The 14,605-nt window shown below is 64.8% G+C and carries 16 protein-coding genes and 1 rRNA gene; 7 read left to right on the forward strand and 10 right to left on the reverse strand.

All coding sequences use genetic code 11. From position 1 onward, the window contains the following. Both V6M48_RS12905 and V6M48_RS12080 read left to right on the forward strand, forming a co-directional pair. The coding region (locus tag V6M48_RS12905; protein ID WP_443019106.1) for an MOFRL family protein at positions 1-140 on the forward strand (140 nt) is incomplete at its 5' end. A 67-nt stretch (positions 141-207) separates the two neighbouring features. After that, positions 208-1,653 (forward strand): amidase family protein, encoded by a 1,446-nt coding sequence (locus V6M48_RS12080; protein WP_332812777.1) that lies wholly within the window; start codon positions 208-210, stop codon positions 1,651-1,653. 44 nt (positions 1,654-1,697) lie between these two features. Here the strand turns inward: V6M48_RS12080 and V6M48_RS12085 are convergent, their stop codons facing one another. From V6M48_RS12085 to V6M48_RS12095, 3 genes are all read right to left on the reverse strand, one after another. Then, positions 1,698-2,366 carry a winged helix DNA-binding protein gene (locus V6M48_RS12085; protein ID WP_332812778.1) on the reverse strand — a complete coding sequence of 223 codons (669 nt, stop codon included), beginning with the start codon at positions 2,364-2,366 and terminating at the stop codon, positions 1,698-1,700. 167 nt (positions 2,367-2,533) lie between these two features. Beyond that, complete coding sequence (locus V6M48_RS12090; protein WP_332812779.1) at positions 2,534-3,334, reverse strand: nuclear transport factor 2 family protein; 801 nt, start codon at positions 3,332-3,334, stop codon at positions 2,534-2,536. A gap of 13 nt (positions 3,335-3,347) precedes the next feature. Beyond that, positions 3,348-4,583 (reverse strand): aromatic ring-hydroxylating oxygenase subunit alpha, encoded by a 1,236-nt coding sequence (locus tag V6M48_RS12095; RefSeq protein ID WP_332812780.1) that lies wholly within the window; start codon positions 4,581-4,583, stop codon positions 3,348-3,350. A gap of 190 nt (positions 4,584-4,773) precedes the next feature. Between V6M48_RS12095 and V6M48_RS12100 the strand changes: the two genes are divergently transcribed. Then, a complete protein-coding gene (locus tag V6M48_RS12100; RefSeq protein ID WP_332812781.1) occupies positions 4,774-5,091 on the forward strand; it encodes a non-heme iron oxygenase ferredoxin subunit in 318 nt (105 codons plus the stop codon). Between the two features lie 53 nt (positions 5,092-5,144). Here the strand turns inward: V6M48_RS12100 and V6M48_RS12105 are convergent, their stop codons facing one another. The 4 genes from V6M48_RS12105 to V6M48_RS12120 form a co-directional block, all read right to left on the reverse strand. Then, entirely contained in the window at positions 5,145-6,335 is a 1,191-nt protein-coding gene (locus V6M48_RS12105) for an aromatic ring-hydroxylating oxygenase subunit alpha (protein ID WP_332812782.1), read from the reverse strand. A gap of 40 nt (positions 6,336-6,375) precedes the next feature. Next, positions 6,376-6,753: a hypothetical protein gene (locus V6M48_RS12110; RefSeq protein WP_332812783.1), complete on the reverse strand. Its 378-nt coding sequence runs from the start codon at positions 6,751-6,753 to the stop codon at positions 6,376-6,378. 70 nt (positions 6,754-6,823) lie between these two features. Beyond that, the gene (locus tag V6M48_RS12115) at positions 6,824-7,240 is read right to left on the reverse strand and encodes an EthD family reductase (RefSeq protein ID WP_332812784.1); all 417 of its coding nucleotides are present in this window, start codon (positions 7,238-7,240) and stop codon (positions 6,824-6,826) included. Positions 7,241-7,583: 343 nt separating this feature from the next. After that, positions 7,584-7,979 carry a VOC family protein gene (locus tag V6M48_RS12120; protein WP_332812785.1) on the reverse strand — a complete coding sequence of 132 codons (396 nt, stop codon included), beginning with the start codon at positions 7,977-7,979 and terminating at the stop codon, positions 7,584-7,586. A 157-nt stretch (positions 7,980-8,136) separates the two neighbouring features. On the opposite strand from V6M48_RS12120, the gene V6M48_RS12125 reads away from it, so the two are divergent. Both V6M48_RS12125 and V6M48_RS12130 read left to right on the forward strand, forming a co-directional pair. Beyond that, positions 8,137-9,570 carry a DUF4139 domain-containing protein gene (locus tag V6M48_RS12125; protein WP_332812786.1) on the forward strand — a complete coding sequence of 478 codons (1,434 nt, stop codon included), beginning with the start codon at positions 8,137-8,139 and terminating at the stop codon, positions 9,568-9,570. A 31-nt stretch (positions 9,571-9,601) separates the two neighbouring features. Then, positions 9,602-11,137 (forward strand): DUF4139 domain-containing protein, encoded by a 1,536-nt coding sequence (locus tag V6M48_RS12130; protein WP_332812787.1) that lies wholly within the window; start codon positions 9,602-9,604, stop codon positions 11,135-11,137. 12 nt (positions 11,138-11,149) lie between these two features. Here the strand turns inward: V6M48_RS12130 and V6M48_RS12135 are convergent, their stop codons facing one another. Next, positions 11,150-11,527 (reverse strand): acyl-CoA thioesterase, encoded by a 378-nt coding sequence (locus tag V6M48_RS12135; protein WP_332812788.1) that lies wholly within the window; start codon positions 11,525-11,527, stop codon positions 11,150-11,152. After that, the gene (locus V6M48_RS12140; RefSeq protein WP_332812789.1) at positions 11,524-11,754 is read right to left on the reverse strand and encodes a hypothetical protein; all 231 of its coding nucleotides are present in this window, start codon (positions 11,752-11,754) and stop codon (positions 11,524-11,526) included. Before V6M48_RS12140 ends, V6M48_RS12135 begins: the two co-directional genes overlap by 4 nt. A gap of 141 nt (positions 11,755-11,895) precedes the next feature. On the opposite strand from V6M48_RS12140, the gene V6M48_RS12145 reads away from it, so the two are divergent. Next, positions 11,896-12,324 carry a CBS domain-containing protein gene (locus tag V6M48_RS12145; protein ID WP_332812790.1) on the forward strand — a complete coding sequence of 143 codons (429 nt, stop codon included), beginning with the start codon at positions 11,896-11,898 and terminating at the stop codon, positions 12,322-12,324. A gap of 73 nt (positions 12,325-12,397) precedes the next feature. On the opposite strand, the gene V6M48_RS12150 is transcribed toward V6M48_RS12145, so the two are convergent. After that, positions 12,398-13,882: a lipopolysaccharide biosynthesis protein gene (locus V6M48_RS12150; RefSeq protein ID WP_443019105.1), complete on the reverse strand. Its 1,485-nt coding sequence runs from the start codon at positions 13,880-13,882 to the stop codon at positions 12,398-12,400. A 603-nt stretch (positions 13,883-14,485) separates the two neighbouring features. Here V6M48_RS12150 and V6M48_RS12155 point away from each other — a divergent pair. After that, positions 14,486-14,605 (forward strand): 16S ribosomal RNA (locus V6M48_RS12155); the annotation flags it as partial.

Here is a 14,605-nt window from a genome sequence, read left to right on the forward strand (position 1 = left end):
GGCGCGCGGCGGGGCTCGATCCCGCCGACTGCCTGAGGCGCGCCGACTCCGGGCGCTTCCTTGCGGCGAGCGGCGATCTGCTGCCGTCGTCTGCGACCGGCACCAATGTCATGGATCTCCTGTTCGGCCTGAAAAGCTGATGGCGGCCAGCAGGGGCCGGGTTTCACGCCGGCCGGATTTCAATCAAGCATAATGGAGGGTGATGCGATGGACGTGGTTCAGATGTCGCTGGCGGAGCTCCAGTCGGAGCAGGCGAACGGGAAGCTGAGCGCTGCGCAGCTCGTCGACCTCTATCTCGAGCGGATCGAGCAGCACAATCGTGCCGGGGCCGGGATCAACGCGGTCCGCGAGATCAATCCGCGCGCGCGCGACGAAGCCAAGGCGCTCGATGCCGAACGCGCGGCGGGCAGGCTGCGCGGGCCGCTCCACGGCATGCCGATCATCGTCAAGGACAATATCGGCACCGCCGACGGGATGAAGACGACGGTCGGCTCGATCGCCTTCGCCATTTTCGAAGCGCCGCGCGATGCGTTCCTCGTCCGGCGGCTCCGCCAAGCCGGGGCGATCATCCTCGGCAAGGCCAATCATACCGAATTCACCGACGTCATGTCCGATCGCATGTCCTCCGATTTCTGCGCGATCGCCGGCCAGGTGCGAAATCCCTATGGCTTCGAATATGGCCGCGGCGGCGGCTCGAGTACCGGCCCGGCGGCGGCCGTCGCGGCGGGCTTCTGCGCGGCGGCGATCGGCTCGGAGACGATCAACTCGATCCAGGATCCGGCGTGCACCAGCTCGCTCGTGGGGCTCAAGCCGACCGTCCAGCTCGTCAGCCGCGCGGGGATCGTCCCCAATTGCATGAGCCAGGACGTCGCCGGCCCGATGACGCGCAACGTGCGCGACGCCGCGATCCTGCTCAACGTCATCGCTGGCGTCGACTTCGACGATCCCCAGACGCTCGCCGCGGCCGGCCATGTCGAGGCCGATTATACGGCGGGCCTGGACGAAGGCGGCCTTGCCGGCGCCCGCATCGGCGTGCCGCGCGAAGTCTATTTCGACGGGCTCGACGAGGATGAGCTGAGGATCACGGAGGACTCACTGCGTGCGCTGCGCGAGGCCGGCGCGATCATCGTCGATCCCGCCGACATCCCGACCGCGCGGGTGGTCGCCGACATCCGCTCGAGCATCTTGCGCAACGAGTTCAAGTCCGGCTTCAACGCCTTCCTCGAGGCGCTCGGGCCGCTCGCGCCGGTCAAGTCGCTCGACGATCTGATCGAGTATAACCGCCAGGATCCCGACGTGCGCATGCCCTACGGCCAGGCCTTGTTCGAAACCGCCGCGGCGATGCCGGGGACCGACGATCCCGGCTACCATGCCGACCGGCTCAAGGATGTGATGATCTCACGCACGGCCGGCATCGATGCGGTGATGGACGAGTATCGGCTCGACGCCCTGGTCGTGCCGCAGGCGCGCGCGGCGAAGATCCTCGGCAAGGCCGGTTATCCCTCGATCGCGGTTCCCGCCGGATACAAGAAGGATGGCCGCGGGGTCGGACTGACCTTCTTCGGCCGCGCCTTCTCCGAGGCGACATTGCTGCGGCTGGCTTATGCCTATGAGGCGCTGACCAAGGCGCGCAAGGCGCCGGTGCTGGGGTAGGAGAGGGCGGCTACCCCGGACCCTGCCAAATTTGCGCGTCTTTGCTAGGCGTTGCCGGCCTTGGCGCCACGCCGGGTGGCCGCCGGAGCTTTCTTCTCCGCGCTCTTCCGGGCAGCATTCTTCTTCGGCTTGGCCGCAGGCGTGGGCGGCGCGATCAACGGCGCGACGACGTCGCCCGAAAGGCTCATCATCGAGACCTTGCGCGCGGCCTGCTCGTAGAAGCCGGTGAGCAGCCAGAGGTTCTTGGTCAGCTGCTCGAGGATCTCGACCGAGCCGGCGACCGAGACGACATTGGCGAGCAGGAAGTTGCGGCGGATCGCGGCATATTGATCAGTGACCTCGCGGCCGCGCTCGGTGACCCGATAGGCGGTCTGGCGGACCGGGCCGCCGGTCTTCTCGATCAGTCCGGCCTTCTCGAGCTTGCGCAGCCCGTAGAGGATGTTGGCGCTGTCGTCGCGGTTGAGGAACTTGCCGATGTCGGCCGCGCTCTTGGGCCGCTCGTTCATCCGGATCACCTGCAGCACCGAGACGTCCTGGACCGGCAATTGCTGCGTGCTCACATAGGCGTGGACTTCGGACGACCAGCGGCTGAACGCTTCCCAGATATGGTGGATCGCGAATTCGAACTCGGCGAACTTGTCCTCCGAATCCACCACCGCGAGGTGCGAGTGGTGCAGCAGGCTTCTCGCCGCCTCAGATGAATGCTCATCCACTTGAAATACCTTCACCAAAGCTCATTGGCGCCACGGGACCGGACCTGTCGCGACAGGGCGGGAGCCACGCGACAATGGTCCACAGGCGCTTCGGGCCGACCTGCCCGAAGGTTCAGAAACATTGGCCCGGCTTATAGGAGCGGCCCGTTTGAGCGTAAAGCGCTCGATCAGCCGGCACCCGCGGCGCCGCTCGGCTTGAGCTTGAGGTTCAAGTGCGAGCCGTCGCAATAGGGCTTGGTCTTCGAATAGCGGCAGCCGCACAGCACCTGCAGCCCGTCCTCGGCCACCGCAAATTCCTGCGGCTTGACCCTGCCGGCCTCGTTGTGCGAGCCGTCGCAGAAGGGCTGGGTCGCCGATTTGCCGCAGGCGCACCAATAGTAATTACCGGCCTTCAATATCTTGAAATAGGGCTGCTTGCGCGTGCCGTCGGGAAAGCGCTTCTCGACCCAGGCGTGGCTCGCCGGGCTGGCCATGTTGAGCTTGAGCTCCATCTCGGAGATCAGCCACTTGCCGTCGACCCTGCGGAACGCGGCGTCATATGTCCCTCCGATCCAATAGGCCTCGGGATCGCCGCTATGCTCGTTCGGGATGGTCGCCGCTTCCCACAGATACCAGAAGGCCTTGGCCGTGTCCGGCGACAGGATCTCGATCTGCGGCGAGATCATGTTGTGCAGCGACCACCAGATCTTCTCGCCGGCAATGCCCTTGAGCGCCGCCGTCACCATCTCGCCGCCCTCGTAGCGCCCAAAGCCTTTGCATTCCCACGTCGCATCGTCGGTGAACAAGGGGCGCAGCATGACCGGGTCGTTGCCGCGATCACAGGCGCGGGCGTAGCTGACGATCAGATCGCCGATGTCGGTCTTCGACCGAAGCCAATGAACCTCGTTCTGGAGCCGGCTGATCGCCTCGAGCGCGGCGCCGAGATCGCCGGCATTGGCTGCTTGTTGTTCGGTCGATTGAGTTGCCACTGATATTTCCCCCTTATTCCGCCGCCATCTTCAGGCCGCGCAATTCGTCGCCATAGGCCTTGTACCGTTTGATCAGCCATTCGTTGATCTGCCACAACGTCTTCTCGTTCGGCGACCAGCGCGAGCGTGGCGCGACCCGCGACTGCATGCCGATATGGGTCTGGGTGTTCGCGAGCGTGTCCTGGTCGTTGTAGACCCCGACCCCCTCGACCGTGCCCTTCATCAGCAGGTCCGCGGTCGGCAGCGCCAGATTCTCGTAAGTGGTCAGCACGCCCACCCGCAAAGTGATCTTGCCCGCGCCTTGCGGCATGATCAGATAATAGAAGACCACGTCGGGCGTGCAGCCGAGGAACAGATTGGGCATCACGCCGGCGAACACCACCTGCTGGCGCTCCTCCAGGGTCAAGGTCGGCAGCGCCGGGAACAGCGCCTTGTTGGCGAGGTTGAAGCCGCCGTCGATGTGGGTGAAGCCGACCGCGCGGTAGATGGCGGCATCGTCGCTCGGATCCCACTCGGTCCAGCGCACCCGATCGGACGGTGCGAAATCGTGGATGCCGCTGTGCAGATAGCGCGTGTGGTAGGGCTCGAGCGCATTCTCCTGCATGAACTTCCAGTTCCAGGGATTGTCGGCCCAGTCGACCGTCGGCCCGGCGGCGAGATCCTCCATCTGGTAATTGGCGACCAGCTTGGTGAGGCCCTTGAGGCGCGGCGCGAGCGGCGCGGCCTCTCCGCTCAAATTGACGAAGATGAAGCCGTTCCACATCTCGGAGCGGAACACCGGCAGGCAGGCGGTGCGCTGCAGCTCGGCAAAGGGCAGGGTGCCGTCCATCTCGGGCGCGCCGGTGAGCGTTCCTTCGAGATCGTAGGACCAGCCGTGGAACGGGCAGGTGAACGAGGCGGTGTTGCCGGATTGGCCGCCGAGCAGATGGCCGCGGTGACGGCACACGCCCGACATCACGCGGACCTCGTCATCCTGGCCGCGGACGACCAGCAAAGGCTCGCCGTTGATGTGCACCGACATATAGTCGCCCGGATTGGGGATGAGGTTGTGGTGGCCGAGCACCAGCCAGTCGCGGTCGAAGATCGCACGGCGCTCGAACTCGAACCATTCGTCGGAGGTGTAGCAGTCGGCCGGAAGCGCCAGCGCCTTCTCGACTCCGCCGAGCGATGCATCCAGGCTGTCGAGGATCTCCCAGACGTTCGAGGAGAATTGAACATCGGGCAGAGTTGCCTTGGTGTAGTTCGCCATCTTCTGCGTCTCCCTGCGATCGGCTGGGCGGAACGTTCAGACGGAATGTAGGCCGTCCGAACTTGATGCAAATTGCATTGTAAATACCATCGTTATATATCCGGGAAACTAGGAGCCGCAAGCGGCTTCTTTGGCTCTCCGCTCGCCACCCGGAGGGCACCCGCGGCCCGATTCCTCAACGGAGCAATGGATGCGATTTCTCTGCAAGACCCACGACATCCCGCTCAATGAAGTGCGCCGCATCCCCGTTCCCCGCCGTGCTCCGATCGCCGTTTATCATCTCGAGGACGGGCTCTACGCGACCGACGACCGTTGCTCGCACGGCGCCGCGCGGCTGTCCGACGGCGAGGTCGAGGACGGGCAGATCATCTGCCCGCTGCATTATGGCTCGTTCGACATCCGCACCGGCAAGCCGGCCCAGCTGCCGTGCGCCAGCGCGGTCAAGAGCTATGCGCTGGTCGTCGAAGGCGACGACGTGTTCCTGATGCCCGAGGTGGCCGGCCAGTAAGAGCGTCTAAACCTATTCATTCCTCCCCTGCAAATGCAGGGGAGGAATACGGGTCACGCAGCGACGTAAGCGTTCACGTTGTTCATGAAATTGCGGATCGCCAGTTCCTCGTCCTGGAGGTGGAGGTGCTTCTTGGCGCCCGAGCTCATCACGCTGCAGATCCGCTCGTGGGTGAAGCCGTCCTCGCGCAAGGTGTCGCGGAAGGCGATGCTTCCGACCTGCTGCGCGAACAGTTGCCCGGCGTTCTGCGCGGCCGGGAAATAACCGGTGATCTCCCAGATCGTCCGGTCCACCGCGATCGGCCAGATATTGTAGGTGAAATAGGTGCCGTTGAGCAGGCCGATGTAGAGGTTCGGGAAGACATGGTAGAGGTCGAACGCGCCGTTGAGTTTATGATCTTCCGATCCTTCTTCCTTATCGACGGCAAAGGCATCGAAGGTGCCGACCCCGTAGCGGCCGCTGATCGCGGTCACCGGCGAGGGATTGAAGACGTCCGGCGGGAAGGTCGAGACGAAGCCGTGCGGCCCGAGGCAATCGAGCGCGCTATGGGTGAAGCGCTTGCCGATGTTGGTCGCCGATTTCGCCAGGGTCTTGGCGTGCAGGGTCGGCAGGTGCCAGCCTTCGAGCTGGGCCTCGACCAGCGTTTTCCAGTTCACCGCCTCGTCGGCCTTGTAGCAATAGGTCTTGCTGTAATCGGCGAACGGATAGCCGGCGACCCGCGCGGTGATCGGCGCCATATAATCGGCGAGCGTCTCGCTGGGCTGCTCGGCGAAGTTGACGAAGATGAAGCCCTGCCAGACATCGCAATGGATCGGGGTGAGGCCGTTCTTGGTGGGATCGATGCCGAAGAAGCGGTCGGCGTCGGCGATGTACACCAGCTCGCCCTGGGTGTTGTAGACCCAGCCGTGGAACTGGCAGGTGAAGGTGCCGCGGCATTTGCCGCGCTCGTCCCACGCGACGGGATTGCCGCGGTGCGAGCACATATTGTGGAACGCGCGGACGATATTGTCCTTGCCGCGCACGATCAGCACCGAGGTCCTGGCGATCTGGACCTCGCGGACGAGATAGTCGTTGGGCTCGGCAACATCGGATTCGCGCGCGACGTTGATCCACGTCCTGCGGAATATATTCTCCCGCTCCTTCTCGAAATAGTCGACCGAGACATAGGGCTCGGTGGAGACTGGCGTGCGCTCCATCTCGGGATGGCCGTCCATGAACAGGATTGGCTGCTCGGCTAGATCCAATTTCGCCTCCTCTATTGCGGCGCGTTCGTCTCGCTCGGCGTCAAGCGGTGGCTCCCGCCCGCTTCGCGGCGTCCTTCGCCCACTTGTCGTGCTCGGGGAAAAAGCGCCTGATCGGCATCAGATATTTGGGGTCGGTATCCTCGAACAATTCGACCGCCATCGAGGCTTCGACCATCGCCAGGCAGAGCCGGAGAAGGTTCGCCTCTTCGCGCGGCAAGGCCTTGACGTCGAACGTGTTGAGATAGTCGAGCGCTTCGGGAAGCAGCGGCAGCATCGCATCGTAGAAGGCGACGATCTCGCCGAACGGACGGGCATTGATGGTCTCGGCGCGGTCGAGCTCGGACTCGCGCGCAAAATCGCTATATTGCTCGAGCGCCCCGAAGCGGCTCGGGAAACTTTGGGCGGAATATTGGGTCATGCGGCTCCTCGCTCGATCCGCTTCCGCCTGCCGCCGGCGCGAACCGCCGGCAGGACGGCCGCGCTTCCTGTCAGGCGGCGGTTGCCGATGCGGGCTCAGCGGGCTCGAGCTCGTTTTCGAAGCGCGAGATCATCTCGTCGATATTGTCCATGACGATCCATTCGGAGACGATCGCCTCGGGATCGTGCGGGGTATATTTGGGCCAATCCTGGGTGAGCCGCGTCTTGGCTTCCGGATAGCTGAACAGGGTCGAGAATTTGTCGACTTCTTCCTTGGTGTCGAACATCGCATGGCAGAGCACGTAATAAGGGGCGTCGTTGCCCGGCTCGCCGGCGCCGCGCACCCTTTGCACGATCATCTGCTTGATGTTGTGCCCCATCAGCTTCTTGGTGAGGCCCGCGCCGAGCGGCAGATGGACGCTGGTATAATGATCCCAGTTGAAATCGACGCCGGTCTCGGTCGGATACATGAAAGATAGAGCGTACATGACAACTCCTCTATTCTAGCCCCGGCGGCCATTCCGCCAGGTCAGCAGGGACTGCGCAAAGGCGGTCCAAAGGGTCTACAAGCAGCAATCGGCCACTCGGGCAGAGTCGCGCCACGCGACATACATCCAGATTTGCTCGGCACCGCGACGGGCGGCCTGTTGTTCATCGCCACCACAAAATACCGTGCAGATTTGCAGTGTATTTATCGAAAAGTATATGTCGCCTTTAGGGTCGTCAACGGCTTTTCTCCGCCCGAAGACTGCGGACGCGCGGCGGTGCGAGGCGGTTATTCTGGGAATGTGCGCGAAATAGCTTTGCCGCGCAAAGCGCGCGGAGAACCGGTTAGGCCGCCGTCTCCGGCCAGAAGTTGAGCTCGAGTCGCAGGCCGTTGGGATCCATCACGAACAATTGGCGCAGCCCGATCTCGGCGATGAGATTGCTCTGATAGTCGTGCTGCAGTTCGCCGAGACGCGCGATCATCGCATCGTAGCCGGTGCAGTCGAGCGCGATATGGTGGACTCGGCCGGTGTCGTCCCCCTGCATCTCGCGCTCGCCGGCCGCGGGCATGTTGACGTGGACGATCGGCCGGCCCTCCTCGTCGTAGAGCCAGGCATTGCGCGATTGGTCCATCCCGGCCGCGCGGCCGCGCTTCAGCCCGAGCAAATTCTCGTAGAAGGCGGACGTCTCCTCGAGCAGCGAGGTGCGCAGATTGATGTGGTCGATTCGATTGACGCGCATGGCGGGCTCCTGAACAACCTCTCTGTGCATCCTAATGCCGGCGAACGGCGGAGCAAGGAGAGTCAGGTGACCGCGCCGAGCGGGCGCAAGCAAATCTCGCCGTTGACAGCGATGTAACAGTGTAACATGTTCGATGCAGAACGTCCGGGAGGGTCGCATGCGTAACCTGTTGTTGCTTTCCGCCGTGCTTGCCGCACCGGCGCTCGCTCAGAGTGGGCACGGCTCAAGGTCCGCCCAAAGTGCGCAGGGACCCGAGACTGCACAGGGGAATGTCGCCGTCACCATCTACAACGACAATCTCGCGCTGGTGCAGGATCACCGCGAGATCAACCTGCGGCAGGGGCGCTCGCGCCAGGAGTTTCCCGACGTTTCCGGGCAGATCCGCCCCGAAACCGTCACGCTCAACGGCGAAGGCATCGAGATCGTCGAACAGAATTTCGATTTCGACCTGCTGTCGCCGCAGAAACTGATGGAAAAAGCGGTCGGCCAGACGATCACGATTGTGCGCACCAATCCCGCCACCGGCGCCGAGACCCGCGAGCGGGCGACCGTGCTTGCGGTCAATGGCGGAGTCGTGCTGCGCATCGGCGATCGCATCGAAGTGCTGCGTGACGACAATCTTCCGGTCCGCGTGATCTTCGACAAGGTGCCCGAGAATTTGCGGGCGCGGCCGACCCTGTCGGTGACGGTCGAAAGCGCGCGCGGCGGCTCGCGGCCGCTGACGCTCAGCTATCTGACCCCAGGCCTAGGCTGGAAGGCCGATTACGTCACCTTGTTCGACGAGCGCGCCGGCCGGATCGACGTCCAGGGCTGGGTGACCTTGACCAACAACACCGGCACTACGTTCGCCAATGCCGATACCTTGCTCGTGGCCGGGCAAGTGCAGCAGCAGGAGCAGGCTTATCGTCGTCGCGGCTATCCGCCGCCGCCGCCGCCCGGCGGCATGCGCAGCCCCGGGACCGAGAGTGCCGGGCGTGAGCGGCTGGGCGATTTCTACCTCTATCCGCTCGCCGAGCGCACCACGATCGCCAATCGCCAGACCAAGCAGGTGAGCTTCCTCGACGTCGCCGGCGCGCCGGGACGCAAGGGCTATGAGTATCGCAATCCGTGGCTCGGCACCGCGGAGGAAGCGCGCAGCGCCGACACCGTTCTCAAATTCTCGACCTCGCGCGATCAGGGCCTGGGCGACGCGCTGCCCGCCGGCATCGTGCGCGTCTACATGCGCGACGTGCGCGGCAACGCGCAGTTCATCGGCGAAAGCGCGATCGGCCACACGCCGATGGGCTCCGAGCTTGGGCTCAAGACCGGTGAGGCGTTCGACGTCAAAGTCCACCCGGTGGTCGAACGGCGCGAGCGGCTGGGCAGCGCTCGCTGGCGGACGACGATGCGCTACACGCTGACCAATGCCCGTCCCGACGCCGTGACCGTCGACCTCTCACAATCCGGCCTCGACAGTTATTGGGACGACACCCGGATCATCAGCGAGAGCATGAAGAGCGAGCGGCGTTCATCCGATGAGGCCTTGTGGCACGTTCCGGTGCCGGCGAACGGCAGCGCGACGGTGACCGCCACCTTCGATACGCGTTTCTAGGCAGATGCGCGGCTTCGGCGGTCGGACGGCTGTGCGGGCGATTGCCGCGGCGCTGCTCTGCGCGGTCGCGCTGCCCGCCCTCGCCCAATCGATCACCACCTCGCCGGGGCCCGACGCGGTGGCGGTGACCATCTATCGCAATCCGGATCGCAGCGGCGGCGAGGCGATGAATCTCGCCTGGCTCAACGGCTATGCTTTGATCACCGAGCGGCGGCGAGTCGCCATCCCGGCGGGGGAAGGCGACATCCGGTTCGAAGGAGTCGCCGGCGGCATCATCCCCGAGAGCGCGATCGTCACCGGCCTTCCCGATGGCGTCGTCGAGAAGAATCAGGATGCCTATCTGCTGTCGCCGGCGAGCCTGCTCGACCGCTCGCTCGGCAAGCGCGTCCACCTCCGCCGCACCTCGCGTGCGACCGGCGAGGTGCGCGAGCAGGAGGCGGTGGTCCGCACCGGCGCGGACGGCGCAGTCGTGCTGCAGACCGCCGATGGTTATGAGGCGCTGCGCTGCACCGGCCTCGCCGAGACCATCGTCTACCCTGGTGTCCCCGAGGGACTTTCGGCCAGGCCGACCCTGTCGGTGCGGACGCGAAGCACGCGCGCCGGCAGCGCGACAGTGACCTTGTCCTATCTCGCGACCGGCTTCGACTGGCAGGCCAATTATGTCGCGACGCTCTCCCCCGCCGGCGACAGGGTCGCGCTTTTTGCCTGGGTGACGCTCGCCAACGGCGATGAGACGAGCTTCGTCGATGCCGAGACCCAGACCGTCGCCGGCCGTCCGAATCGCGAGGAGAGCGGTCGGCGCGGGCGCGCTTCCGCAGATGCGCTCAACCTGCAATGCTGGCCCGCCGGCACGACGAGCGACATCACACCGGAGCGCGACTTCGGCGAGTCAATGGATTTTGCCGCTCCCTTACCCCCACCGCCGCCGGCGGCGGCGGAGGCAATTGTTGTCACCGCCATGCGGCGGTCGAACATGGTCGAGCAGGAGGAATTGGGCGACCTCAAGCTCTATAGAGTGCCGCAGCCGGTCACGGTGGCCTCGAACAGCCAGAAGCAGGTGGCTCTGCTCGATCGCGGCAGCGTCAAGGTCGAGAGCTTCTACCGTGCCTCGATTTCTCCGTCGGCGCAGGATCAAATGTTCCGGCCGGTGCGGATCCTCAAGACCCGCAACCGCAAGGAGGAAGGTCTTGGCCTGCCGCTGCCCGCCGGCGGTGTCGTGCTGTTCGGCGCGGGCCGCGCGAGGCCGGTGCTGATCGGCGAAGGCTCGATCGACGATCGCGCGGTCGGCGAGGATGTCGAGATCCGGCTGGGTGAGGCGACCGGGATGATCGCCCGCGTCACCCGCACCTCTAATAAAGACGAGGTCGCCGAATATGATCTGACCGTCAGCAACGACCAGCCGCGGCCGGTACGGTTCGAGGCCGAGTTCGGGACCTCTGGGGAGGAGGTGTTCGAACCATCGACCCGTTCGCGGCTCGGGCGCAGGAACGGTCGTCCCTTGTGGTCGGTGACGGTGCCGGCGAACGGCACGGCGAGCCTGCGCTATCGGTTGAAGCGCGCCAGTTAGATCTTCATCTGATTAGGCCGGCAGCGGCCGAGGGCGGTGATTCTCGTCGAGCGCGACGAAGGTGAACAGCCCTTCGGTGACCTTGATCTCGGTCGCGCCGCGGTCGCGGGTCGCGATCACCTCGATGCGGATCGCGAGCGACGTGCGCCCGACCCGCTCGATCTCGGCGTAGATCGAGATCAGATCCTGCATCAGGATCGGCGCGATGAACTTCATCGTCTCGATCGCGACGGTCGCCACCGGCCCTTGCGCGCGACGCGACGCGACGATGCCCGCGGCGATGTCCATCTGTGAGAGGATCCAGCCGCCGAAGATATGGCCGTTGGCGTTGATGTCGCCCGGGCGCGGCATCACCCGCAGGATCGGATCGCGCTTGAGCGTGCTCGTCATGGCGCATCGCCCCCGTCATAGCCGTCCTTGCCGCTCGCCTCATCGTCGTGGCCCGAGGCGTTGCTGAGGAAGACCAGGCCCATCAGCGCGGTGCCGAGCAGCACCGAGAAACCGACTCCGGCGATCGTCGCGATCAGCATCGGCAGCGGGACCGGCCCGACCGAGGACTTCAGATAGATCAGGGCCAGCAGCACCGCGACCAATGCGGCGACGGCCATCCATTTCATCAGGCTTCGGTAGCGCGACCAGGCTTGCGCGGACCGTTCGGCTTGTCGGGGCGTCGGATCGGGTCGGGGCATGCTTCCCTTTGGCCCCCGCGCATGAGATCATCAAGGCCGAGTCGGGCGAAAAGCAAAGGACCCCCGGACATGACGATTGGAGCGATCCTCGCGCGCAAAGGTGGCGACGTCGTCAGCATCGACGGCAACAGCTCGGTCGCCGAGGCGATCGCATTGCTTGCCGAAAAAAGGATCGGTGCGGTGCCGGTGGTCGACAACGGCGGCGTCGCCGGGGTCTTTTCCGAACGCGACGTCATCTATTGCCTACGCAGCGACGGCGCGGAGATGCTCGGCTGGCCCGTCGTTCAGGTGATGACCGCGCCGGCGATCACCGTCACCCGCGATGTGAGCGTGCTCGCCGCCATGTCGCAGATGACGCAGCGGCGGATCAGGCATCTTCCGGTCGTCGAGGACGGCCGCCTGATCGGGATCGTCTCGATCGGCGACCTCGTCAAATTCCGCATCGACCGCATCGAGGAGGAAGCCGAGGCGCTGCGGACCTATATCACGCAGGTGTGATGGTGGTTCCGCGGTCAGGCTTTCTATTCAGGTCAGGCTACGCCTGACAGCGGCCTTCAAAGCAAAAGCGCGCTCAACCAGTCGCGGGAACAGGTTTGCGCAGCAGGGCCGTCACTTCATCGACCAGCGGCCGGGCGAACAGCAGCAACAGCCCGGCGTAGGCCACGACCCCGGTCAGCACGAGCAACGCCAGGCGCGGCTGCGGCAGCATCGGCGGCAGCAGCGAATCGGCGGCAAGCACCGCGAGCGCCATCGCGCCCGCGGCCAGCAGCCCCGGCATCACCGCGCGCGCGAGCTCGCTGATTCGCACGCCGATCACCCGAATCGACAGCAAGGCGGTGACCGCGGTCAGGGTGGGGAAGGCGGCGAACGTCGCCCAGGCGAGACCGATCGTGCCGAATCGTATGCCCACCAGGAAGGAGAGCGGCATCACCACCGCGCCGGCGAGCGCGATTCGGACCGCGACCCTGGTGTGGCCGAGGGCATTGTTGGCGGGCACGAACAATATCTGCAGCGCCATGAACGGCATCGCCAGCGCGAGCAGCTGGACCAGTGGAATCGTCTCCGCCCATTTGGGGCCGAGCACGGTCAGCACCAGCGGCTCGGCGGTGATCGCGAGGCCGAGGTAGAAAGGCATCACGATCAGCATGATCAGCCGCACCGCCCGCAGGAAAGCGAAGGCGATCGCGTCGGCGCGGGCCTGCATGTGCGAATAAGCGGCGAAGGCGACGTCGTTGAGCGGCGGGATGAACTTGCTCGACAAGATCTGCGTGAGGAACAAGGCGGTCGTGTAGACGCCGAGATCGTGCGGGGCGAGCACGCGGCCGGCGATGAACACGTCGGACTGGCTCTGGATGAACCAGAAGAATTGCACCACCACCATCGCGCTGCCGTAGCGGACCATCGCCTCGGCGCCCTTGAAGCGGAAGCTCGGCCGAATCAGCGAGCGCGCGGCCCAGGTCAGCGCCGCCGCCTGCGCCCAGAACATCGCGATCGGCGCCGCGACCAGGGTCCACACCCCCCAGCCAGCGGTGGCGGCGGCGAGCGCGGTGCCCGCGCCGACGATCGCGCCGATCAGCGCGGCCTGCGCCTGGCGGCGAAAGTCGAGTCGGCGGCTGAGCAAAGCGGTCGGCAAGGCGGTGAACGGAGTCGCGACATAGAGCAGAGCCTGCACCCGAAGCAGAGTCGCGACCTCGGGCTGGCGGAAATAAGCGGCGGCGAGCGGCGCGAGCGCGAGCTGGGCGAGGGCAAGCCCGCCGTTGAGGAGAATCAGCAGGCCGAACGCCTGCGCGATCTGCTCGCGGGTCAGCGAGGCGTTGCGCACCAGCGCATTGGCGAAGCCATAGCCGTTCATCAGGTGCAGGAAGACCAGGACGACCTGGGTCATCGCGAACAGGCCATAGTCGCGGGGGTCGAGGATGCGGATGACGAGGAAGGTCGAGCCCCACATGATGAGCTGCGAGACGACCTGGGCGCCAGAGCGCCACATGACCGCGCCGCGCACCCGCGCGGTCAAGCCAAGCCGTTCACTTTCCTCATCTTTTGTCGTGGTTACCACTTGCAGACCCGGTTCCAGCGCCCATATCCATCTCTGTGGAGCCATACAGGCTGGGGGTTAATCCCGGCTTAGGCCTCATGCCGTTTTTCCGCTCCTGCGGAGGAACGGGCGACCCGGGCAACCGGGCGGCAAACTTCAGAAGTTTTCAAAGCGGCACTTGACGGGCGGCACAACGCTCAGCATATGGCGCTCACCGACGGGGCTCACGGCTTTACGCCAGCGACCATCGGAAGAAAGCTTCAAAAAGTTTTCGAAAATAGCTGTTGACGGTGGGAAATCTCCTCCATATATGGCTGTTCACCGACGGGGCAGCGGCCTTCTGGTTCCGCTCCGTTCGCGTCTCATCCATCGGTAACTCCGGTGCCCCGGATCAAAACGGGGGAGGATGAGGCGTCGGCTCTTTGACATTGTTGGTTTAGATGAAGGGACATGTGGGCGGCGGCCCCGGTCGCCGAGGGTTTTAAGGCCTCGGTGGATCGGTAAATTATGCCGTTCCTATATGTCCTCTTACATATCCACAGTAATATGTATTTGTGCAGGAACGGCTCCTTGAAGCCGGCCATGCTGCTTCGGGTTTTCCCCCGGGGCGATTTGGTCGGACATTAACTTGAGAGTTTGATTCTGGCTCAGAACGAACGCTGGCGGCATGCCTAACACATGCAAGTCGAACGAGACCTTCGGGTCTAGTGGCGCACGGGTGCGTAACGCGTGGGAATCTGCCCT

Origin of the sequence: Sphingomonas sp. (assembly GCF_036677245.1) — a bacterium.
Taxonomy (GTDB): Bacteria; Pseudomonadota; Alphaproteobacteria; order Sphingomonadales; family Sphingomonadaceae; genus Allosphingosinicella.